This is a genomic window from Streptomyces sp. NPDC029138 (assembly GCF_055564375.1).
Genome location: NZ_JBVHWM010000001.1, coordinates 393,793 through 415,934 on the forward strand (window position 1 = coordinate 393,793; position 22,142 = coordinate 415,934).

Sequence of the window (22,142 nt, forward strand, 5' to 3'; positions counted from 1 at the left end):
CCATGTTCGTTCATCTGTCCGTCGATTTACCTTCCTAGTTTCTCCATCACCCCCACGCATCGGTGAACCAAACAGGAGAGCTATGACAAGGGTCCAAGCCCGGCGGGCACCCGTGCGTGGAGGGGAGCTGGACGACTGCCTGCGCGCCTGCGCCGTGCACAGCGGCAAACTCGTCGGCAGCCTCGACCGCCGTCGCACGGAACTGGCCGAGCAGCTGCGCAAGGTGCTCGTGCTGGTCAGCACCACCGGCGTCACCACCCCCGCGCCCGCCCCGGCCGGCGGGGCGACCGCCCTGCTCAAGCGGGCCGTGAAGGGCGCCGCCGCCCCGTCCGGCGGAATTCCCGGCGAACTGCTGGACGCCCTGCTGGCCGTCGGCAACAAGGCCCTGGAGTGCGGTTACGACGACGAACTGCACCTCGCCCTGCGGATCGGTGACACCGTCCTCGCCCACCGCAAGAACTCCCGCGCCGGCTGGCGGCTGCGCGCCCGCGTCCTGGAGGCGCTCGGCGAGGAACACGAGGCCGTCGCCGCCTACGAGCGCTACCTGGAGCTGACCACCGAGGACGGGTTCGGCGTCGCCGCCCGCGTCACCGGACTGCGCCGGGCCGCCGAACGCGAACGCGAACTGCTCGACCTGCTGCGCCGCCAGTGCCCGCGCGCCGCCGACCACGCCGCCGGGCCCGCCACCGACGTCTGGGCCGAGGGCCTCGCCCTGCACGCCCTCGGCGACTGGGAGGCGGCCGAACCCCGGCTGGTCGGCGCGCTGCTCGCGCTCGCCGCCGACCAGGCCCCGGTCGCCGACCGGCAGGAACTCCTCAGCCAGTACCTGGACCTGCGCACCGGCATCCCCGGCGGCGACCTCGGCGAGATCATCGCCCTCTACGCCGAGCAGCGCCGCGTCCGCATGCGCGGCCCCGTCGCCGACCCCACGATCGGCGGGGTCCGCTGGATCAGCCTCGGCGAGTTCCGCAACCAGATCGCCGGCAAGTCGATCTGCCTGATCGCCAACTCCGGCCGCGTCGGCGAGAGCGGCATGGGCGCCGAGATCGACGGCTACGACCTCGTCGTGCGCTTCAACTCGTACCGGATCGACCCGAAGCACACCGGCAGCCGTACCGACATCCACGCCACCATCCACAAGCACGGCTTCAACTGGGACAAGCCGGTGACCACCCGGCTCGTCTTCGGCGGGGTCTCCGGCGACTGGAAGCACAGCCTGCGCAACCGCCTGGTGCCCGGCGCCCAGCAGCACCTCGGCGACGAGTCGCTGCGCTGGCCCGTCCGGAACATCGGCCGCCTCGGCACCGACGTCTGGTCCGGCATCCCGACCACCGGCTTCAACATGCTGTGGCTGCTGGACTTCCTCGACGTCAGCCCGAAGCTCGACCTGATCGGCTTCGACTTCTACGAGTCCGGCGCCTACCGCGTCCAGGAAGCGATGAAGCTCGCCATCACCTCCGTGCACGAATACACCAGCGAGAAGGCATGGGTCATGGACCGGGCCCAGAGCGTCACCGACATGAGGATCTCCCTGCGATGACCACGACCGTCAGCCCGGTCATACCGGACACCTCTCCGTCTTCAGGCAGTGCCCTCACCGGAAAGCGCCGCATCGCGTTCGCGAGCTTCGTCGACGAGAACTACCTGCCCGGCTTCCTCGCCCTGCTGCGCAGCCTCGCCCTGTCCAACCCGGGCGTCTGCGAGGACTTCATCGTCCTCCACGACGACCTGAAGCCCGCCTCCGTCGCCCGCATCCGGGCCCTGCACCCCCGGATCGTGCTGCGCCGCGTCGACGCCGGCCACTACGACTCCTACGCCAAGGGCGACCAGGACAACTACCTGGTCCGCAAGGCGTACTTCATCCTCGACGTCTTCAAGATCCGCGACTACGACACCGTCATCACCCTGGACACCGACATGGTCGTCCTCGGCGATCTGAGCGAACTGCTGAAGCTGCGCGAGGGACTGGCCGCCGTACCGCAGTTCTTCTACGGGCAGCACAAGCTCAACTCCGGGCTGCTGGTCATCCAGCGCGAGTACCTGTCCGACGCCTTCTGCGCCAGGCTCGACCAGGTCGGGCGCAGCGGCGCCTACGAACTCGACAAGCACGACCAGGGCATTCTCAACGCCGTCCTGGACGGCGACTTCGTGCGCCTCGACGCCCGCTACAACTTCGTCAAGCGACGCCTCTCCGGCGACCTGCCCGTCCCGGACGACACCGCGATCCTGCACTTCACCGGCCGGCACAAGCCCTGGCAGGGCGGCGAGGCCGGGTACGCGCAGGCCGAGGAACGCTGGCGCGAGTTCGACCTGGGCGACGCCGAGTTCCAGGCGGCCTGCGTCGCCAAGGGCGGCCTCCACCACGACCTGCTGGTGCACTACGGCACCCCGCACGTGCGGCGCACCGGAGACGTCGAGGCCGCCCGGAAGGTCGCCGCCGCGCACATCGCGGCCGGCGAGTACCAGGACGCCGTCGACATCCTCTCCGGCGTCCGCATCCCGCTGGACGAGGCCTGGCCGCACGAGATCCTCGGGCACGCCCTGATGAGCGTCTCGCGCTACGAGGAGGCGAAGACCCAGCTCCTCATGGCCACCGCCGCCCCCAACCGGGCCGCCACCGCCTACGCCCGCCTCGCCCAGATCGCCTGGGTGCACGGCGACAACACCGAGGCGCTGCGGTACGCCACCGCCGGCCTCACCGTCGACCCCACCCACCGCTCCAGCCGGCTGTGGGCCCAGCGCGCCGCCGCCGTACCGTCCCAGGAGCAGGGCGCCGCCGAGGACCAGCTCGCGCACGTCGCCTTCTACATGGACCGGCAGGGCAACGCCGGTGACAAGCTGCTGCCCGAGACCGTCCGGCTCGCCTTCGGCGCCGACACCACCTCCCGGCGCTGGCACTCCGTCCACGCCCACCGGCTGTTCGACAAGGCCGCCCTGGAACGGGTCAACGCCCGGCGCGGCCTGGTCATCGGCGGCGGCGGGCTGTTCATCCCGGACACCATGCCCAACGGCAACAGCGCCTGGCAGTGGAACGTCCCCGACGCACACCTCGACGCCATCGACGTGCCGATCATGGTGTTCGCGGTCGGCTTCAACGCCTTCGACGGACAGTCGTACCGGGCCCGGCGGTTCAACGAGAGCCTCCGGCTGCTGGTGGAGAAGTCCGCGTTCTTCGGCCTGCGCAACCACGGCTCCATCGCCAAGGTCCGCTCCCTGCTCCCGGCCGAGCTGCACGACAAGGTCGTCTTCCAGCCCTGCCCGACCACGGTCATGCGGCAACTGCTGCCCGGCTGGACCGACCCGTCGCACCGCGAGGACACCGTCCTGCTCAACGCGGCGTACGACCGCGCGGGCCTGCGCTTCGGCCACGACTACGGCCACTTCCTCGCCGAGATCGCGAAGGCCGTCCGCGCGATCGGCGCCCACACCGAGGTGCGGTGCGTCGCCCACTCCCTGGACGACGAGCGGATCGCCTTCGACCTGCGCCGCGAGCACGGCATCTCGCTGCCGGTCATCCCGATGTACGACTTCGACAACGACGAGATCCGCGAGACGTACGCCAGGAGCCGGCTGGTCATCGGCATGCGCGGGCACGCCGGAATGATCCCCTTCGGAGTCGGCACGCCCATCATCAGCCTGATCTCGCACCCCAAGATGGCGTACTTCCTGAGGGACATCGAGCGCCCCGAGTGGGGTGTGTCGGTGCACGAGCGGGACCTGGGCGCGGTCCTCACCGAGCGCGCCCTGCACATCCTCGACCACCACAGCCGGACCGTCGCGGACGTGCACGACCGGCAGGAGCTGCTGTGGAAGGTCACCGAGGAGAACGCGGCCCGGATCCGCGGCATCCTCGGCCGATAGCGGACAGGGCGGGCCCGGACCGGGCCCGCCCTGCCGCAGGGGTCACTCAGCGTCGTACGGCCTTGCGCAGACTGCGCGCCTTGCGCGCCACCCGGCGGACCGTCGCGTTGCGCGGGAGGAACGACAGCTGGGACGGCACCCCGCCCGGCAGGGCCAGCGAGGTCAGCCGCTTGCGCTTGAAGTAGCGCAGGGTCCGCTCGTTCAGGTTCTTCGCCAGCCAGCTCTCGGTCTCCGCGCGCAGCCTCGGCAGGATCTTCGGCTGCATCGCGAAGCCCACCGCGCGCACCAGCGCGCCCAGCGTCTCCACGTCCATGCCCTGCCGCTGCTCCGTGACGGCCGCCTTGTCGGTCAGCTCGGGCAGCAGGGCGTCCACGAGGGTGACCGGGACGCGGTTGCTGTTCTCGTACGGCGCCAGCCGCTCCAGCAGCAGGTCGGTGCCGACCCGGGCGACCGGGAGGCCGTACAGCGCGGAGGCGGTGAGCAGGGCGGTGGAGAAGCAGCCGACGACCAGCGCGGGACGCATCCGCTGGTACAGCACCTCCGCCAGCACCGGAGTGTCCAGCACGGTCAGCTCGACCTTCAGCTTCTCCGCCTCCTGCTCCAGGGAGCGGGCGAAGCGGGCCGGGGCCGACGGGTGCGGCTTGAACACCACCTTCGTGTGGCCGAGCGCGGCCGCGCCCTTCAGCATCCGCACATGCAGGTTCTCCTCCTGCTCGGCGGTGAGGATGTCCAGGGCGGACAGATACTGGCCGAGCAGCAGCGCGGGCTCCTCGACCGCCGGCAACTCGTCGCCGAGCGGCGCGAGTCCGGCGAGGACCTTGGTGAAGGCGGCCGTCGGCAGGACCTCGCCGGGCACCCCGAACTCGGTGAGCAGCAGCGGCTTCAGGCCCGGGACCAGGTCCAGGTGGAGGACCCGGTCCACGCGCGTGCCGACCAGCGGGTCGATCTTGTTGCGGGTGGGGCCGTAGCTCATCAGGCCGTCGGCGTAGACGGTGACCGGAGCGCCGGTGAAGATCTGCGCGAGCGCCAGCGACGGGTTCACCTGGATCGACTCGACGGCCAGCTCGACGTCGTCGGTGCCGAGCCGCCACTCGTGGCGCAAGTACCGCTCCCAGAGCGGCAGATCGTCGTTCCGTGGCGCCCAGCCGCCCGGGTGGAACGGGAAGATCGCCTCGTTGTACGACACCACGTCGTCGAACCGGTCCCGCAGCCGCTCGAAGCCCGGCATCTCGTCCAGCGCCGGTGAGGTCTCGGGCGTGGCCGCGTTGTTGCAGACCAGCAGGATTCGCCGGTCGGCCGGGCGGAAGCAGCCGGAGTCCAGGGCGGCGGCGAGCGTGGCCGTGCCGTACAGCGTCGACGCCTGGAAGATCTGGGTGGTCACGCGGCGGCCCCCGCGGGGGCGGGACGGCGGCGCAGCCGGCGCAGCCGGGTGGCGCGCTGGAGGTCCATGGAGTCCAGCGCCTCGTCCAGCACGTCCTGCGGCATGCGCCGCAGGGCGGCGCCACTCAGGGATTTCAGTTTCTTCGCCACCGCCGGCTCGAACCTTTCGATGGATCCCAGGTGATGGGAAATGATCGCGCAATAGGTGCGGACGGCCTTCGGCAGCAGGACGTCGGCCTCCCGGTCCGCCGCCGTCTCCGCGATGACCTGGTCGAACGCCCGGATGAAATCCAGCTGCCGTACATCGCCGATCTGGGTGAGCGACGAGGCGACCCCGCGCCGGTAGAACACGCCGAGCAAACTCACCGCGGCGAAGGACTCCGCCTCCCGGTGCAGCTTCCAGATCCACGGCCGGTCCTCGGCCGTGCGCAGCCCGTCGGTGAAGTGCAGCAGCCCCTTGTCCACCAGCCGGCGGTGGTAGATCCCCGCCCACGCGTACGCGTAGTCCACCGAGGTCGACCGGTCGGCGGGCAGGATCGCCTCCCGGGGGCTGAGCACCGTGTTCCGCCGGCCCACCGGCACCCGGTGCACGCTGCGCGCCCGGGCGGTGCACTGCACATGGTCGGTGCGCAGGAAGTCGCAGCCCAGCTCCTCGACGGCGGCGAGCAGCTTCGGGTAGTAGCCGGGGGCGAGCCAGTCGTCGCCGTCCAGAAAGGTCAGATACTCGCCGCGCGCCCGGTCGATCCCGGTGTTGCGCGCGGTCGCCAGCCCTCCGTTCTGCTCGTGCCGGACCAGGACCGCGCCCGGCAGCTCGCGCTCCGCACGCGCGAGAATCTCTGGTGTCCCGTCGCGGGAGCAGTCGTCGACGAGAATGAATTCGAAGTCCTCACGCGCGTTCGACTTCAGGCTCCTGAGTGTGTCGGGCGCGTATTGCTGCACGTTGTAGAACGGCACGATGACGGAGAGCTTGACCACGTCAGGGACGTTAGGGCGCGGCCCGTCATTCGTCTTGACGGCATGCTTGATGCCGGGTGAACGACACGTGGCGAAGCTGTGAACCAGGCTGTTTCGCACGCCGATCGCGGCCCGATTCGCCATTCGGCGATGTGCTGTTAACCGTTTGTTGCATTCGGGTTGGGCGGAACCTCGGAATCGCTTCCTAGCGTCTTCGGCGTGCCAGCAAGTGCAACGAAGTCCCTGCGGGTCGCCGTCCTCGCGGACTCCGACACCCGGTGGAAGTGGGGCGCGCTCACCGCGCAGCGCCTCACTCCCGCGGCTGCCGAGGTCCGGCTCGACGGCTACCTCCTGCGGGGACGCGCCACCCCCACCGCCCGCCAGCTGAAGGAAGTCGGCGTCCACGCCGACTCCCTGCGCGAGGTCACCGGCGTCGAGTTCCTGCGCGCGATGGGCGAGGACCCCGACAACCCGTACGACGTCCTCGTGCTCGCCCTGGTCGGCGGCGGTGTGCAGGCGATGCTGCACGGGCTGCGCGCCGCCTGGGGCTCCGGGAAGCGTCCCGTGGTCGTCACCGGCTATGTCGGCGTCGTCTACGAGAAGCTCACCGACGGGCTGCTGCTGCGGCACGGCGCGGACCTCGTCCTCGCCAACTCCCGCCACGACGCGGACCGGTTCCGGGCCGTGTACGAAGGGGTGGGCGCCGACGCCTCCTCGGTCACCGAGGTCGCGCTGCCCTTCCTCGGCGGCGAGCCCTACACCGGCGAACACGAGCCCTACACCGTGGTGTTCGCGGCCCAGCCGTCCGTGCCGGACAACCGCCGGGACCGCACCTACCTGCTGAACCGCCTCATCGAGCACGCCCGGAAGCACCCCGAGCGGGAGGTGCTGCTCAAGCTGCGCTCCAAGCCCGGCGAGCACACCACCCACATCGAGGAGCTGCCGTACCAGAAGCTGGCCCAGGGCACCGACCTGCCGGCCAACTTCCGCCTGGTGTACGGGCACATGGGCGAGGTGCTGGACCGCACCGACCTGCTGGTCACGGTCAGCTCCACGGCCGCCCTGGAGGCCCTGCACCGCCGTGTCCCGACGGCCGTCCTCACCGACCTCGGGGTCCGCGAGGTGCTCGGCAACCACCACTTCACCGGCTCCGGCTGCCTCGCCTCCTGGGACCAGCTCGACGCCGGGCACCGGCCCGTGCCGGACGAGGAGTGGGTGGCCCGGCAGGGCGTCGCCGTCGACGGCTCGTACGGCACCGCGTTCGACAGCGCCCGCGAGCGCATCGCGAAGCTGCTGGACCGGCCGGGCGGGCTGCCGCCCCTCACGCCCTACTACACCCCCGAGACCGCGCCCGGCTATCTGCCCGGCATCCTCGCCCGCCACCACCTCGGCCCCGACGGCGTCCCGCTGCCCGGCGCGCCCGCCGCCGACAAGGCGCCCGGCCCCGTCCGGCAGATCGTGCGCCGGGCCGCGCGCGGCGCCTACCGGCACGGCGTCCAGCGGGTCGCCCCCGTGATCCGGCGGATGGGCGAGCTGTGACCTCACCCCAAGGAGTAGACCCCATGTCCAACTCGGCAGCGGGCCCAGGCGCTTCGGTCCGCCGGGTGCTCGCGGTGATCCCCGCGCGCGGCGGCTCCAAGGGCGTGCCCGCGAAGAACCTCGCCCCGGTGGGTGGTGTCCCGCTGGTGGCGCGCGCGGTGCGCGAGTGCCGGGCGACCCGGCTGGTGACCGACGTCGTCGTCTCCACCGACGACCACGCCATCGCCGCCGCCGCGCGGGAGGCCGGCGCGGAGGTCGTGCTGCGGCCCGCCGCCATCGCCGGGGACACCGCCACCTCCGAGGCCGCGGTCCTGCACGCCATGGACACCCACGAGGCGCTGCACGGCGCCCCCGTCGACGTGGTCCTGCTCGTGCAGTGCACCAGCCCGTTCCTTCTCCGCGAGGACATCGACGGGGTCGCCGCCGCGGTCGCCGAGAACGGCGCCGACACCGCCGTCACCGTGGCGCCCTTCCACGGCTTCATCTGGCGTGAAGGGGCCACGGAGGCCGACGGCGAGGGCGGACCGGCCGCGGGCCAGGGCGCGGTGGGCGTCGGCGGCGGGGTGGGCGTCAACCACGACAAGTCCTACCGCCCGCGCCGCCAGGACCGCCCCCAGGACTTCCTGGAGACCGGCGCCGCCTACGCGATGGACGCGGCCGGCTTCCGCAAGCACCACCACCGCTTCTTCGGCCACACCGAGCTGGTCCGCACCGACCCGGCCCGGGTGCTGGAGATCGACGACCCGCACGACCTGGCCCGCGCCCGCGCCCTCGCGCCCCTCTTCGACGCGGACCGCCCCGGCGCGCTGCCGACCGCCGACGACGTGGACGCGGTGGTACTGGACTTCGACGGCACCCAGACCGACGACCGGGTGCTGATCGACTCCGACGGACGGGAGTTCGTCGCCGTGCACCGCGGCGACGGGCTCGGTATCGCGGCCCTCCGCAGGAGCGGCCTGAAGCTGCTGATCCTGTCCACGGAACAGAACCCGGTCGTCGCCGCCCGCGCACGGAAGCTGAAGATCCCCGTGCTGCACGGCATCGACCGGAAAGACCTCGCGCTGAAGCAGTGGTGCGAGGAGCAGGGCATCGCGCCGGAGCGCGTGCTCTACGTCGGCAACGACGTCAACGACCTGCCCTGCTTCGCCCTCGTGGGCTGGCCCGTGGCGGTCGCGAGCGCTCACGACGTCGTACGCGGCGCCGCACGCGCGGTCACCACCGTCCCCGGCGGTGACGGCGCGATCCGAGAGATCGCCAGCTGGATCCTCGGCCCCTCTCTCGATTCCCTCCCCAAGTAAGGACACCCCCTGATGAGCACCAACTCCCGTCTGCGCACCTTCGGTTCGCGCGAGGTCGGCCCCGGCAAGCCCGTCTACATCTGCGGCGAGATCGGCATCAACCACAACGGTGAGCTGGAGAACGCCTTCAAGCTGATCGACGTGGCCGCCGAGGCCGGCTGCGACGCCGTCAAGTTCCAGAAGCGCACCCCCGAGATCTGCACCCCGCGCGACCAGTGGGACATCGAGCGCGACACCCCCTGGGGCCGGATGACCTACATCGACTACCGCCACCGGGTGGAGTTCGGCGAGGACGAGTACCGCCAGATCGACGCGTACTGCAAGGAGAAGGGGATCGACTGGTTCGCCTCCCCGTGGGACACCGAGGCCGTCGCCTTCCTGGAGAAGTTCGACGTCCCCGCCCACAAGGTGGCCTCCGCCTCCCTGACGGACGACGAGCTGCTGCGCGCCCTGCGCGCCACCGGCCGCTCCGTCATCCTGTCGACGGGCATGTCCACCCCGCGCCAGATCCGCCACGCGGTCGAGGTCCTGGGCTCGGACAACATCCTCCTCTGCCACGCCACCTCCACCTACCCGGCCAAGGCCGAGGAGCTGAACCTCCGCGTGATCAACACGCTGGAGAAGGAGTACCCGAACGTCCCGATCGGCTACTCCGGCCACGAGACCGGCCTCCAGACCACCCTCGCCGCGGTCGCGCTCGGGGCGACCTTCGTCGAGCGTCACATCACCCTCGACCGCGCCATGTGGGGCTCCGACCAGGCCGCCTCCGTGGAGCCGCAGGGCCTGACGCGCCTCGTCCGTGACATCCGCACCATCGAGGCCTCCCTCGGCGACGGCGTCAAGAAGGTCTACGACTCCGAGCTGGGCCCGATGAAGAAGCTGCGCCGCGTCACCGGCATCGTCGCCGAGGCGGAGATCGCCGCGGCGGCGGGCGAGCCGGTCTCGGTGTGAATCCAGGTCACTTACGACGGGACGGTCGTACGCCGATGAGCCCCCGCGCCGGTCAGGCCGGCCACCCCGCCCGCACGCTCGCCTTCGTGGAGAGCCCGGTACAGCTGCTGAACGTACTGGAGTGGGCACACCTGCACGGCCTGCACGACGCCGCGCCGGCCCACCCGGCCGTGCTGTCGGGCCTGCACGGCCGAGGACCGACCGTCCCGCCGACCGGGGACGGCCCGGAGCAGCCCGGGTCCGCACCGGCCGAGCCCGCGCACACCTGGTCCGCGTCGGCCGGGTCCGCGCACAACGGGTCCGCGTCGGCTGGGCCCGCGTCCGCAGGGCCCGCATCCGCAGGGTCCGCGTCCGCCGGGCCCGTGCCGGCCCGGCGGTTGTCGGCCGCGGTGGCGGCGGCCGGTGCGGCGGCGGGCGAGGCGAAGCTGACCGTCGTCGTGCTGTCCCCGACCGATCCCATGACCCGGGGTCAGCTGCGCCGCATGGCGGACCTGGCCCGGGACGAGGGATACCGGGTGCGGTGGGAAGAGGCGCGGGGCGGTACGACCGCGCCCTTCCACACCATCGGAGGCCTGGCCGGTTCCCTCCGCCGGGCCGACCGGATCGTCATGGGCGACCCGTTCTCCCGCTACGTACAGCTGCTGCTGACCATCACCCGCGCCCGCGACCTCGTGGTCGTGGACGACGGCACGGCGACGATGGAGTTCGTCGCCCAGTTGGCCCGCGGCGAGCGCCTGGTCCGCTGGCACCGCAAGGGCGGCCGGCCCGGCGCCCGCGACCTGCTCTTCGCGCCGGTCTCCTCCTCCGCCCGGCGCCGCCTCACCCCGAGCGACCGCAGGCGCGTCGAGGTCTTCTCCTCCATGCCGGTGACCGAGATCCCGGACGGTGTGACGGTCACCGCCAACGACTTCGCCTGGACCCGGGCCCGGTTCGGTCCGCCGCGCATCACCCAGAGCGCCGACCTGGTCGGCACCTCCCTGGTGGAGACCGGGGTCGTGGACGGCGACCGCTATCTGGAGGCGGTCCGGAACCTGGCCAAGGCCCACGGCGCCACCCGCTACTTCGCCCACCGCCGAGAGAGCGCCGACAAACTGCACCGCCTGGCCGCAGAGACGGGCCTGGAGATAGTCCGCCCGGACCTCCCGCTGGAGCTGATCGCCCGCCGTGGCCCGATCGGCCGGACGATCCTCAGCTTCCCCTCCACGGTCGTCCACACCCTGCCGCTGGCCCTGGCCGGCACGGGCGTGCGCGTGGCGGTCTGCGACATCGACCCGACCTGGCTCACCGACACCGCCTCGCCACGCGCCCAGGGCTTCCTGTCCGGCGTGACCGGTACGGCCCGCGACGTCCACCGGCTCGCGGCGGTGGCCCCCGCGTAGCCGCGACGCGCCGGATCGCTCCCCCTGACCGCAGGAATGAGTACGGATACTCAGGCGCCAGGTGATCACATCCCCATAGGTTTTTTTACCTTCCGCACGAGACCTGCACGAGACGGCGGAAGACCGCAGGAAACGGGGAAACGGGGAGGACGTCACGCATGGCGTGGGACGAGTGGGAGCAGTTGAAGGCGGACGCCTCGGCCCGCGGCTCCACCCGGACGCAGTTGAACCACGTTCCGATGGATCCGGGTGGCAGCGGCACCGGTGATCTGAAGTCGGACAGGAAGGCCTGGGCGAAGGCCGGCGAGGACACCAAGGGGTTACAGGACGGCATCGGCAAGGCGCTGGGCAAGCTGGACGACGGGCAGTCCGGGCTGGGGGACACGTCGGGTGTGCAGTCCGGGGCGGCGCAGCAGGAGCTGTACGAGTCCTGGAAGAAGTACCTCGGTGACGTGAAGGGCCGCTGCGGGGAACTGGGCGGACTCATGGAGCGGTCCGGGCACGACCTCGCGATGACCGACGCGGACGTGAAGGCGGAGCTGGACAGGATCAAGGGGAAGTACCACGACACCGACGCCGTCGGCGGCCAGGCGAAGGGCCGGTGACGGGCGTTCATGGACATCGCGACGCTGAAGGCCCTGAAGCCCTCCGAGTACGAGGAGGCGGCCGACGGGTACCGGGCCACGAGCGACATGGCCAGCACCGCCAAGGACACGGTCGAGAACCGGATATCCGCCGGTATCCGCAACCAGCTCAAGGGCGACACGGCCGACGCGGCCCTGCGCGAGCTGAAGGAACTGGGCAGGAACTTCCACTACGTCCAGACCGAGTGCGCGCTGGTGAGCACCGCGCTGAACGGTTTCGCGTACGACATGGCGGCGGCCAAGCGGAAGCTGGAGGCGGCCCTGGAGGACGCCAAGGCGGCCGGTTGCACAGTGGGCGCGGACGGCTCGGTCACGTTCCCGGCCGGCGGCAAGGAGGTCGACGGCAAGGTGCCCGAGGGCGGCACCGTCGAGATGAGCACCAGCCCGACGGACCCGACGTCGGCGTCGCTGGAGCGTACGGCGGCCAACATCCATCCCAACCCGAACTTCGGCAAGGCCATCGGGTTCGCGAACCGGATCGGGGATGCTCTGAAGGAGGCCACGGAGGCGGACGCCAAGTGGGCCCCGAAGCTACGCGCGCTGAAGGCCGACGACGACCTGGTGGTGTCCGACCGGGACTGGTCCGACGTCAAAGACGACACAGACGGCGTCGTCAAGGGTGCCGACGCCTACGCCCGATCCCTCCCGAAGCCGCCCAAGGACGGCGACCCGGAGCTGGTCGCCCAATGGTGGGCGGACCTGACGGACGAGCAGAGGTCGGCCTACATCTCCATGCACCCGGACTCCATCGGCGCCATGGACGGACTCCCCGCCACCGTCCGGGACGAGGCCAACCGTCTCGTGCTGGCCGAGAGCAGGGCCGCGTACCAGGACAGGCTGGACGCCTGGATGAAGAAGGAGCCCGATCGCTATGCCCCCTACATCAGCCCGATCACCGGACGTGAGGTGAAGGGCGCCCAGATCGAGACCGAAGAATGGAAGGAGTGGAACAAGAAGAAGCAGGAGCTGGAGGGCCGTATCCGGGGCATGGACGTCATCCAGTCGCGCTTCGACAAAACCGGTACCGACCACCTGCCCGAGGCCTACCTGCTCGGCTTCGACCCCGAAGGCAAGGGCCATGACGGCAAGGTCATCATCGCCAACGGCAACCCGGACACCGCCGACCACACCGGTATCTACGTCCCCGGCACGGGAACCCTCCTGAAGGACATCGAGAAGGACATGGGCCGCGGTGAGATCCTGTGGCACGAGACCAACCGGTACGCACAAGGGCAGAAGGTCTCCACCATCACCTGGTTCGACTACGACGCGCCACTACAGGCGAAGCCGTTCGAGAAGGGCGGTGGCCTGTTCCCGGAGGCGATGTCGGACGACTGGGCGGCCAAGGGCGGGCCGGGGTTGTCGCACTTCCTCGACGGCAACCTCGAAGCGCACAGGATGGCGTCCGGCAACACCAACCTGGGGCACACCACCCTGATGGGACACAGCTACGGCACCACGCTCATCGGCGATGCGGCGAAGTCGCGGGTCTGGCCCGAGGGGGCGCTGCCCGTGGACGACGTCATCGCGGTGGGCAGCCCCGGCATGCAGGCGAAGCGCGCCGCAGACCTTGGCATCCCCCAGGGGCACATGTGGGCGGAGCAGGGCGGCGGCAACGACTCGGCGGTGCGGATCGGCGGGAAGTACCTCGCCGGCCTCGGTGACGACTGGACGATCCCGACCGACCCGGAGTTCGGCGCCAACATCATGGAGTCGGACGCCGAGGACCATGGAGCCTTCTGGGACGAGGGCTCGACGAGCCTGCGCAACCAGGCCCTCGTGATGGCAGGCCAGTACGACAAGGTGACCCTTGAATAAGAAATCCGCGACCGCTGTAAGCGCGGCATTGACCGCCATCCTCTTGGGAGGCTGCTCTCAGGTGAGCGACCAGAAGGACGAGAAGAAGGTGGACATCCGCGACGAGCGAGCCGTCAAGCAGAGCGTCGAGCGGGCGTCCAGCGAGATCCTCGACATCCTGGCGGTGAAGGGCAAGGTGACCCAGTCGGGTGCCGTGACCACCCCCTGCTCGTCGTATCCGGAGGAGGACGAGGTGCATCGCATGCGGCACCCGTGGAGCGTCTACGGCGTGCCGGGCGACGACCTCGAAAGGGCCTTGGACCGCCTGCGCGCGCAGTTGACGGCCAAGGGCTGGAAGATCGTCAAGGACGGTCCCGACAAGAGTCGGGCGAAGCTCCCGCAGATCGTGGCCAACTCACCCGACGGCCATCTGTCCGCCGACCTCCGCCTGTGGCGGGAGCCCGCCGACAGCGAGCGCTCGTCCATGATCGAGGTCACGGTGGTGTCCGACTGCTTCCGGAGCGAGCCCGACGGCACGGCGGGCTGACGACGCTTTCGGGCCGGCCGGGCCTTCCCGGCCGGCCCACAACGCTTCCCGGCCTCAAGTGCACCCATTAGGCGGAGCGAGGCCCGTCGATCTTGAGGAGCGTATGAGCGCTCGGCTCGCCTCGAAGGCACCGCACCTCGCGACCGGCCTGATGCGAACGGCAGGGCCTGGCACCCGCCCCGCCTCACCCCCCGGCGCGCCAGCAGGAACCCCCGTGGGCGAGGACGCTGTGCCCGGGGCCGTTGCCCAGGTCGGCGACGGGAGCGGAGCCCTTCGCCGTGACCAGCTCGGCGTAGGTCCTGATCAGGGTGCGGTCCAGCGGGTGGAACCCCCCTGGGAGGGAAGCGGGCGCCGTAGTCCTTGGCGATCGTGTCGTAGGAGGTACGGGTCGTCCGGAGGAAGTCCGCGGTCGAGTCGCTCACGTCGGCGGACCCTGCCGGGACGGGACCCGGCGTGGTCCGGTTCGTGGACATGGCGCGCGTGATCCCGGCGAGGCGTGGTATGCGTGGAAGAGGAAACAGAGGTTTTACCCACCAGAGTTCACCGCCATGCGTCCGCCGGTCAGATTTTATTCCCCTAACGGGCTGAACTTTTGTTGATCGTGGGGTAGTTGACCAGCCGGGCGTCCTACCCTTCAGAGGGTGAAGCAATTGATGTCCCTAGAGTCCGAGGCCGGCCTCCCGGGGGATGTGCTCCCCGGCGTGCTGAGCGAGTCCCTGCACGCCGAACTCGTCGCGTTCCGACGCGACTTGCACATGCACCCCGAGCTGGGCAACCAGGAGTTCCGTACGACCGCCGCGATCAAGGAGCGGCTGGAGCAGGCCGGGCTCAAGCCCCGCGTCCTGAGCACCGGAACGGGACTCGTCTGTGACATCGGTCTCGCGGAGGGTGAGCACCCGTCCGTCCCCGTGCTGGCGCTGCGCGCCGACATCGACGCCCTGCCCATCCCGGACACCAAGACCGACTGCTCCTACCGGTCGACCGTGCCCGACCGGGCGCACGCGTGCGGTCACGACGTGCACACGACCGTCGTCCTCGGCACCGGACTGGTCCTCGCCGACCTGCACGCCAAGGGCCTGCTGTCCCGCCCGGTGCGGCTGCTCTTCCAGCCCGCCGAGGAGGTGCTGCCCGGCGGTGCCCTGGACGCCATCGAGGACGGCGCGCTGACCGGGGTCGGCCGCATCCTCGCCGTCCACTGCGACCCCAGGGTGGAGGCCGGGAAGGTCGGGCTGCGGCACGGGCCGATCACCAGCGCCTGCGACCGCCTGGAGATCGCGCTCGACGGCCCCGGCGGGCACACCGCCCGCCCCCACCTGACCACCGACCTGGTCACCGCCGCCGCCCGGGTCGCCGTCGACGTCCCCGCGCTGATCGCCCGTCGGCTCGACACCCGCGCCGGTCTCGCGCTCACCTGGGGCCGTATCGAGTCCGGCCACGCCCCGAACGTGATCCCGCAGCACGCGGAACTGTCCGGGACCGTGCGCTTGCTGGACCTGGACGCCTGGCGGCAGGCCCCCGACATCGTGCACGCGGCGATCGACGAGGTCGCCACCCTGCACCGGGCCAAGTCCGAGATCACCTATGTGCGCGGGGTGCCGCCGGTCGTGAACGACCGGGAGTCCACCGAGCTGCTGCGCCGGGCCATGGTCGCCCGACGCGGGATGAGGTCCGTGGAGAGCACCGAGCAGAGCCTCGGCGGCGAGGACTTCTCCTGGTACCTGGAGCACGTGCCGGGCGCGATGGCCCGGCTCGGGGTGCGCCGGCCCGGCGAGCGCACGGTACGCGATCTCCACCAGGGCGATTTCGACGCCGACGAGCACGCGATCACGGTGGGTGTGGAGATGTTCACCGCCGCCGCGTTCCTGGACACCAACGGGTCGCAGCCCTGAGCGGACGGCCCCCTCCGAGCCCCTTCCCGGGCCGGCCGGGGGCCGCTGTCCTGTCCGGCGCAACACGGATGCAAGCCAATCGTGCACTGTCCGCAACAGCGGCATGAGATGACCAAGACACCGAGTTCAGGCAGTGTTTGCCTCGAATCGATAACGGCTTCGCGAGAGGGTTTTTTGCGACATCTACGCGCGTTACGATGCCGCGAAGCCGACGCCGCCGGGGCGTCTCGGCTTGAGCACTGACATGGTGCTCACATCAAGCGCCGCCAAGGCGCTCAGGTCAGGTGAAGGAGCCTTCCCGTGCGCCGGGTAGCCAAGCTTTCCGCTGCGTGTATCGCGTCCGCAGCACTCGCACTGACTGCCACTGCCTGTGGCAGCACCTCCTCCGAGAACGAGACGGGCTCGTCCGCCTCGGGTGACGGCAAGGGCGTCAAGGTCGGTCTCGCCTTCGACGTCGGCGGCCGTGGTGACCGCTCGTTCAACGACTCCGCCGCGCGCGGTGTCGACAAGGCCAAGAAGGAGTTCGGCGGCGAGATCAAGGAGCTGACCGCGAAGACCTCGGACACCGAGGCCGACCGCGAGCAGCGCCTGTCGGACCTGGCCGACGCGGGCTACAACCCCATCATCGGTGTCGGCTACGCCTACGCCGCCTCGATGGACAAGGTCGCCAAGAAGTACCCGAAGACCACCTTCGGCATCGTCGACTCGGTGGTCCAGGGCAACAACGTCGACAGCATCACCTTCACCGAGGAGCAGGGCTCCTACCTGGCCGGTGTCGCCGCCGCGCTGAAGACCAAGACGAAGCACGTCGGCTTCATCGGCGGTGTCGACGTCCCGCTGATCAAGAAGTTCGAGGCGGGTTACGTCCAGGGCGTCAAGGACACCAACCCGAAGATCAAGGTCGACACGCAGTACCTGTCCCACGGCTCGGACACCTCCGGCTTCGCCAGTCCCGACAAGGGCAAGGAGGCCGCGCAGGGCATGCTCGACAACGGTGCGGACGTCGTCTACACGGCGGCCGGCTCCTCCGGCAACGGCGCCATCGAGGCCGTGGCCGGCAAGAAGGGCGCCTGGGCCGTCGGCGTCGACTCGGACCAGTACAGCATCCCGGGTCTGGCCAAGTACAAGAACTCGATCCTGACCTCGGTCGTCAAGAACGTCGACGTCGGTGTCTACGACCTGGTCAAGTCGGTCCACGACGGCAAGCCGCTGACCGGCACCAACACCTACTCGCTCGCCAAGGACGGCGTCTCCCTGGCCACCAGCGGCGGCTTCATCGACGACATCAAGGCCAAGCTGGACGCGGCGCAGAAGAAGATCATCGACGGTTCGATCAAGGTCAAGACCACCCCGTGACCTGATGGGTCCCATCGGACCCGGGCTCGGCGGGGGCGCCTTCGAAGCCCCCCGCCGAGCCATAACAATGTGTCAACTCTACGCGTGTAGCACGGAGTTGCCGCGCTAGCGTCGCCGACGCCTGCCCCCTCCCCGCAGCCCCTTTCCCCGAGGAGAGTGCGCCATCAACGCGTCCAGCCCTCCCGCTGCCGTCGAACTGCGCGGCATCACCAAGCGTTTCCCCGGCGTCGTCGCCAACCGCGACATCGACATCACGGTCCGCACGGGCACCGTCCACGCCCTGTGCGGTGAGAACGGCGCCGGCAAGTCCACCCTGATGAAGATCCTCTACGGCATGCAGCAGCCGGACGAGGGCACCATCACCGTCAGTGGCGAACGGGTCGTCCTCCACAACCCCGGCGACGCCATCGCCCGCGGCATCGGCATGGTGCACCAGCACTTCATGCTCGCCGACAACCTCACCGTCCTGGAGAACGTCGTCCTCGGCGCGGAGAAGCTGTACGGCATCGGGGGCAAGGCGCGCGCCAGGATCAAGGAGATCTCCGACGCCTACGGCCTCGGCGTCCGTCCCGACGCCCTGGTCGAGGAACTCGGCGTCGCCGACCGCCAGCGCGTGGAGATCCTCAAGGTCCTCTACCGCGGCGCCAAGACCCTCATCCTGGACGAGCCCACCGCCGTCCTCGTGCCGCAGGAGGTCGACGCCCTCTTCGACAACCTGCGCGAACTCAAGGCCGAGGGCCTCACCGTCATCTTCATCTCGCACAAGCTGGGCGAGGTGCTCTCCGTCGCCGACGAGATCACCGTCATCCGGCGCGGCACCACCGTCGGCACGGTCGACCCGCGCGGCACCACCCCCAAGCAGCTCGCCGAGCTGATGGTCGGCAGCGAGCTGCCCACCCCGGAGACCCAGGAGTCCACCGTCACGGACGTCCCGATGCTCACCGTGGACGGCCTGCACCTGGCGCAGACCGACCTCGACGGCATCGAGCGGATCATCCTGGACGAGATCTCCTTCACCATCCACAAGGGCGAGGTCCTCGGCATCGCCGGTGTGGAGGGCAACGGTCAGTCCGAACTGGTCGAGGCGATCATGGGCATGCGCCGGCCCGACGCCGGCGTCGTCACCCTCGACGGCACCGACATCTCCCACGCCCCGACCCGCGACCGCCGCGAGTCCGGCATCGGCTACATCCCCGAGGACCGCCACCGCCACGGCCTGCTGCTGGAAGCGCCGCTGTGGGAGAACCGCATCCTCGGCCACGTCACCGAGAGGCCCAACTCGCGCGGCGGACTGCTCGACCTCAAGGCCGCCCGCGCCGACACCCAGCGCATCGTCGAGGCGTACGACGTCCGCACCCCCGGCATCGACGTCACCGCCGCCTCGCTGTCCGGCGGAAACCAGCAGAAGCTGATCGTCGGCCGCGAGATGAGCCACAACCCCAAGCTGCTCATCGCCGCCCACCCCACCCGTGGTGTGGACGTCGGCGCCCAGGCGGCCATCTGGGACTACATCCGTGAGGCCCGCCGCGAGGGCCTGGCCGTCCTGCTGATCTCCGCCGACCTGGACGAGCTGATCGGGCTCTCCGACACCCTGCGGGTGATGTACCGCGGCCGTCTGGTCGCCGACGCCGACCCCGCCACGATCACCCCCGAAGAGCTGGGCTCCGCCATGACGGGTGCGGCCACCGGCCACCTGGAGCACACAGAGGACGACGAGCGATGAACAAGCTGACCTCACGGATCGACAAGGAGCGGCTGCTCCTCGGCGTCGCCGCGCCGCTGCTGGCGATCGTCGCCGCGCTCGTCGTCACCACCGTGGTGATCCTCGCGACCGGCAAGGACCCCGGCGCCGCGTTCAGCGACATGACGACCTACGGCTTCGCCAGCGACAGCCAGGTCTACATCCTGAACAAGGCGACGACGTACTACCTCGCGGGTGTCGCGGTGGCCATCGGCTTCCGCATGAACCTGTTCAACATCGGTGTCGACGGCCAGTACCGGCTCGCCGCGTTCATCGCCGCCGTCCTCGGCGGGGCGCTCACCGTGCCCGGCTGGCTCGCCATCCCGCTGATCATCATCTGCGCCATGGCGACCGGCGCCCTGTGGGCGTCCATCGCGGGCATCCTCAAGGTCACCCGGGGCGTCAGCGAGGTCATCTCGACCATCATGCTGAACTCGATCGCCACCGCGATCATCGCCTACCTGCTCCAGCCCGGAAAGCTCGGCCAGCTGGACCAGGCCGGCACCCTCGTCTCCACCAAGCCGCTGCCCACGTCCTCGTACTTCTTCAGCTTCGACACCGGCCCGGCCGGCGTGCTGTGGGGCTTCATCGTCGTCGCCGTGCTCGTCGGTGTCGCGTACTGGTTCGTGCTCGGCCGCACCCGGTTCGGCTTCGACCTGCGCACCGTCGGCCAGTCCGAGAGCGCGGCCGGCGCCAGCGGCGTCTCGGTGAAGAAGATGGTCGCCACCAGCATGATCATCTCGGGTGCGGTGGCCGGTCTGATCGGCATGCCGACCCTGCTGAACGACAGCCACCAGTTCAGCAACGACTTCCCGGCCGGCATCGGCTTCACGGGTATCGCCATCGCGCTGCTCGGCCGCAACAGCCCGATCGGGATCGCGCTCGGCGCCCTGCTGTGGGGCTTCCTGGAGCGCACCACCAACCACCTGGAATTCCAGGGCTACGACAAGGAAATCCTCGGCGTCATCCAGGGCGTCATCGTCCTGTGCGTCGTCATTGCCTACGAGGTCGTACGCCGCTACGGCATGAAGCGCCAGCAGCAGAAGGTCGGCGCGGAACTCGCCGCCCAGGCCGCCGCCGCGACGAAGAAGCAGGAGGTGGCGTGATGACTGCCACGATGACCGACGCGCCGCCGCCGGCGGCCCCCAAGGCGGCGGGCGCGCCCCAGCGCTCCGGCCGCTCCCTCGGCCTGACCCTCATGATCGTCGCGGGCGCGCTGCTGCTCCTGTCCGCGGTCCGCCTGATCACCGGCGCCAATCAGCTCGACTCCGCCGGACAGGTCGGCGCCGCCCTCGGCCTCGCCGTGCCGATCGGCCTCGCGGGCCTCGCCGGCCTGTGGTCCGAGCGGGCCGGCGTGGTCAACATCGGCCTCGAAGGCATGATGATCCTCGGCACCTTCGGCGCCGGCTGGATCGGCTGGCAGTCCAGCCCCTGGCTCGGCCTGCTGTGCGGCATCGGCTTCGGTGTCCTCGGCGGCCTGGTGCACGCCGTCGCCACCGTCACCTTCGGCGTCGACCACATCGTCTCCGGCGTCGCCGTCAACCTGCTCGCGCTCGGCGCCACGCAGTACCTGGCCAAGCTGTTCTTCGCCGACGGCAAGGCCGCGGAGGCGGGTGGCAACCCCAAGGCGTCCCCGCCCGTGGACTCGCTGCCCGACATCACCCTCCCCGGCCTCTCGGACGGCCTCGCGTCGATCGAGAAGCACCACTGGTTCCTGGTCTCCGACCTCGCCGGCATCATCGGCGGCCTGATCACCAACCTGTCCGTGGTGACGATCCTCGCCGTGCTGCTGTTCGTCGGCAGCTGGTGGCTGCTGTGGCGAACCCCGTTCGGGCTGCGGCTGCGCTCCTGCGGCGAGAACCCGATCGCCGCGGAGTCCCTCGGCGTCAACGTCTACCGGTACAAGTACGCGGCCGTGGCCGTCTCCGGCGGCCTCGCCGGCCTCGGCGGCGCCTTCCTCGCGCTGGTCACCTCGCACACGTACCTGGAGGGCCAGACCGGCGGCCGCGGCTACATCGGTCTCGCCGCCATGATCTTCGGCAACTGGCGCCCGGGCGGCCTCGCCATGGGCGCGGGCCTGTTCGGCTACTCCGACGCCCTCCAGCTGCGCAACGGCGGCGTGACCGTCCACGCGCTGCTCCTGCTCCTGGTCGTCCTGCTCGCGCTGCTGGCCGGCTGGAAGCTCTACAAGAAGGCCCTGGTGCAGGGTGTGGTCAGCGCCGTCATGGCCGCGCTGGTCCTGGTCTGGTACCTGCTCACCGACGAGGTCCCGAGCGACTTCGTCGGCGCCACCCCGTACGTCGTCACACTGCTCGTGCTGTCGCTGTCCGCGCAGCGCCTGCGGATGCCGAAGGCGGACGGCATGCGCTACCGGAAGGGCCAGGGCAAGTGACCGGGCAAGCCGCCGACTTCGACTGGGAGTCCCTGCGCGCCGAGGCACGGGAGGCCATGTCCCACGCCTACGCCCCCTACTCCGGCTACCCGGTCGGCGTGGCGGCCCTGGTCGACGACGGCCGCACGGTCACCGGCTGCAACGTCGAGAACGCCTCCTACGGCCTCGGCCTGTGCGCCGAGTGCGGTCTGGTCTCGGCGCTCCAGCGGTCGGGCGGCGGCCGGCTGACGCACTTCACCTGCGTCGACGGCACCGGCGCCCTGCTGGTCCCGTGCGGCCGGTGCCGCCAGCTGCTCTACGAGTTCGGCGGCCCTGACCTGCTGCTGGACACCCCGGCGGGCGTCCTCCCGCTCTCCGAGATGCTGCCCCAGGCCTTCGGCCCGGACCATCTCACCCAGTAATGCCGTACGGCCC

At 70.5% G+C, this 22,142-nt stretch carries 17 protein-coding genes; 15 read left to right on the forward strand and 2 right to left on the reverse strand.

Annotation, left to right across the window (positions count from 1 at the left end; translation table 11 throughout):
* Nucleotides 1–82: 82 nt before the first annotated feature.
* Both ACZ4WH_RS01845 and ACZ4WH_RS01850 read left to right on the forward strand, forming a co-directional pair.
* Entirely contained in the window at nucleotides 83–1,540 is a 1,458-nt protein-coding gene (locus ACZ4WH_RS01845) for a tetratricopeptide repeat protein (protein ID WP_468175327.1), read from the forward strand.
* Nucleotides 1,537–3,861 carry a glycosyltransferase gene (locus ACZ4WH_RS01850; RefSeq protein ID WP_468175330.1) on the forward strand — a complete coding sequence of 775 codons (2,325 nt, stop codon included), beginning with the start codon at nucleotides 1,537–1,539 and terminating at the stop codon, nucleotides 3,859–3,861. The genes ACZ4WH_RS01845 and ACZ4WH_RS01850 overlap by 4 nt, the downstream gene beginning before the upstream one ends.
* Nucleotides 3,862–3,907: 46 nt before the next feature.
* On the opposite strand, the gene ACZ4WH_RS01855 is transcribed toward ACZ4WH_RS01850, so the two are convergent.
* Together ACZ4WH_RS01855 and ACZ4WH_RS01860 are read right to left on the reverse strand one after the other, a co-directional pair.
* The gene (locus tag ACZ4WH_RS01855) at nucleotides 3,908–5,242 is read right to left on the reverse strand and encodes a polysialyltransferase family glycosyltransferase (protein WP_468175333.1); all 1,335 of its coding nucleotides are present in this window, start codon (nucleotides 5,240–5,242) and stop codon (nucleotides 3,908–3,910) included.
* Nucleotides 5,239–6,216, reverse strand: coding sequence for a glycosyltransferase family 2 protein (locus tag ACZ4WH_RS01860; RefSeq protein ID WP_468175336.1), 978 nt, complete (start codon nucleotides 6,214–6,216; stop codon nucleotides 5,239–5,241). Before ACZ4WH_RS01860 ends, ACZ4WH_RS01855 begins: the two co-directional genes overlap by 4 nt.
* Nucleotides 6,217–6,414: 198 nt before the next feature.
* On the opposite strand from ACZ4WH_RS01860, the gene ACZ4WH_RS01865 reads away from it, so the two are divergent.
* The 13 genes from ACZ4WH_RS01865 (at nucleotide 6,415) to ACZ4WH_RS01925 (ending at nucleotide 22,129) form a co-directional block, all read left to right on the forward strand.
* On the forward strand, nucleotides 6,415–7,734 hold the full coding sequence (locus ACZ4WH_RS01865) for a DUF6716 putative glycosyltransferase (RefSeq protein ID WP_468175338.1): 1,320 nt from the start codon (nucleotides 6,415–6,417) through the stop codon (nucleotides 7,732–7,734).
* A gap of 23 nt (nucleotides 7,735–7,757) precedes the next feature.
* Nucleotides 7,758–9,032 carry a cytidylyltransferase domain-containing protein gene (locus tag ACZ4WH_RS01870; RefSeq protein WP_468175341.1) on the forward strand — a complete coding sequence of 425 codons (1,275 nt, stop codon included), beginning with the start codon at nucleotides 7,758–7,760 and terminating at the stop codon, nucleotides 9,030–9,032.
* Between the two features lie 12 nt (nucleotides 9,033–9,044).
* A complete protein-coding gene (locus tag ACZ4WH_RS01875) occupies nucleotides 9,045–9,983 on the forward strand; it encodes an N-acetylneuraminate synthase family protein (protein ID WP_468175344.1) in 939 nt (312 codons plus the stop codon).
* A gap of 35 nt (nucleotides 9,984–10,018) precedes the next feature.
* Complete coding sequence (locus tag ACZ4WH_RS01880; protein WP_468175347.1) at nucleotides 10,019–11,362, forward strand: hypothetical protein; 1,344 nt, start codon at nucleotides 10,019–10,021, stop codon at nucleotides 11,360–11,362.
* Between the two features lie 158 nt (nucleotides 11,363–11,520).
* Entirely contained in the window at nucleotides 11,521–11,967 is a 447-nt protein-coding gene (locus ACZ4WH_RS01885; protein ID WP_468175350.1) for a hypothetical protein, read from the forward strand.
* 9 nt (nucleotides 11,968–11,976) lie between these two features.
* The gene (locus tag ACZ4WH_RS01890) at nucleotides 11,977–13,824 is read left to right on the forward strand and encodes an alpha/beta hydrolase (RefSeq protein WP_468175353.1); all 1,848 of its coding nucleotides are present in this window, start codon (nucleotides 11,977–11,979) and stop codon (nucleotides 13,822–13,824) included.
* Between the two features lie 61 nt (nucleotides 13,825–13,885).
* Nucleotides 13,886–14,350, forward strand: coding sequence for a hypothetical protein (locus ACZ4WH_RS01895; RefSeq protein WP_468175356.1), 465 nt, complete (start codon nucleotides 13,886–13,888; stop codon nucleotides 14,348–14,350).
* A gap of 653 nt (nucleotides 14,351–15,003) precedes the next feature.
* The gene (locus ACZ4WH_RS01900; RefSeq protein ID WP_468175359.1) at nucleotides 15,004–16,239 is read left to right on the forward strand and encodes an amidohydrolase; all 1,236 of its coding nucleotides are present in this window, start codon (nucleotides 15,004–15,006) and stop codon (nucleotides 16,237–16,239) included.
* Between the two features lie 300 nt (nucleotides 16,240–16,539).
* Nucleotides 16,540–17,595, forward strand: a complete 1,056-nt coding sequence (locus tag ACZ4WH_RS01905; protein ID WP_468175362.1) for a BMP family lipoprotein — start codon at nucleotides 16,540–16,542, stop codon at nucleotides 17,593–17,595.
* Between the two features lie 196 nt (nucleotides 17,596–17,791).
* Nucleotides 17,792–19,318, forward strand: coding sequence for an ABC transporter ATP-binding protein (locus ACZ4WH_RS01910; RefSeq protein ID WP_468175570.1), 1,527 nt, complete (start codon nucleotides 17,792–17,794; stop codon nucleotides 19,316–19,318).
* Nucleotides 19,315–20,442 carry an ABC transporter permease gene (locus ACZ4WH_RS01915; protein WP_468175365.1) on the forward strand — a complete coding sequence of 376 codons (1,128 nt, stop codon included), beginning with the start codon at nucleotides 19,315–19,317 and terminating at the stop codon, nucleotides 20,440–20,442. Before ACZ4WH_RS01910 ends, ACZ4WH_RS01915 begins: the two co-directional genes overlap by 4 nt.
* Nucleotides 20,442–21,728: an ABC transporter permease gene (locus tag ACZ4WH_RS01920; RefSeq protein ID WP_468175368.1), complete on the forward strand. Its 1,287-nt coding sequence runs from the start codon at nucleotides 20,442–20,444 to the stop codon at nucleotides 21,726–21,728. Before ACZ4WH_RS01915 ends, ACZ4WH_RS01920 begins: the two co-directional genes overlap by 1 nt.
* Nucleotides 21,725–22,129 (forward strand): cytidine deaminase, encoded by a 405-nt coding sequence (locus ACZ4WH_RS01925; protein WP_468175371.1) that lies wholly within the window; start codon nucleotides 21,725–21,727, stop codon nucleotides 22,127–22,129. The genes ACZ4WH_RS01920 and ACZ4WH_RS01925 overlap by 4 nt, the downstream gene beginning before the upstream one ends.
* Nucleotides 22,130–22,142: the final 13 nt, after the last annotated feature.

Bases quoted from the DNA above. Each gene is read 5' to 3' on its own strand.
- ACZ4WH_RS01915 (WP_468175365.1), top strand. From the start codon at position 19,315: ATGAACAAGCTGACCTCACGGATCGACAAGGAGCGGCTGCTCCTCGGC.
- ACZ4WH_RS01900 (WP_468175359.1), top strand. From the start codon at position 15,004: ATGTCCCTAGAGTCCGAGGCCGGCCTCCCGGGGGATGTGCTCCCCGGC.
- ACZ4WH_RS01875 (WP_468175344.1), top strand. From the start codon at position 9,045: ATGAGCACCAACTCCCGTCTGCGCACCTTCGGTTCGCGCGAGGTCGGC.
- ACZ4WH_RS01920 (WP_468175368.1), top strand. From the start codon at position 20,442: ATGACTGCCACGATGACCGACGCGCCGCCGCCGGCGGCCCCCAAGGCG.
- ACZ4WH_RS01850 (WP_468175330.1), top strand. From the start codon at position 1,537: ATGACCACGACCGTCAGCCCGGTCATACCGGACACCTCTCCGTCTTCA.
- ACZ4WH_RS01890 (WP_468175353.1), top strand. From the start codon at position 11,977: ATGGACATCGCGACGCTGAAGGCCCTGAAGCCCTCCGAGTACGAGGAG.
- ACZ4WH_RS01870 (WP_468175341.1), top strand. From the start codon at position 7,758: ATGTCCAACTCGGCAGCGGGCCCAGGCGCTTCGGTCCGCCGGGTGCTC.
- ACZ4WH_RS01845 (WP_468175327.1), top strand. From the start codon at position 83: ATGACAAGGGTCCAAGCCCGGCGGGCACCCGTGCGTGGAGGGGAGCTG.
- ACZ4WH_RS01880 (WP_468175347.1), top strand. From the start codon at position 10,019: ATGAGCCCCCGCGCCGGTCAGGCCGGCCACCCCGCCCGCACGCTCGCC.
- ACZ4WH_RS01885 (WP_468175350.1), top strand. From the start codon at position 11,521: ATGGCGTGGGACGAGTGGGAGCAGTTGAAGGCGGACGCCTCGGCCCGC.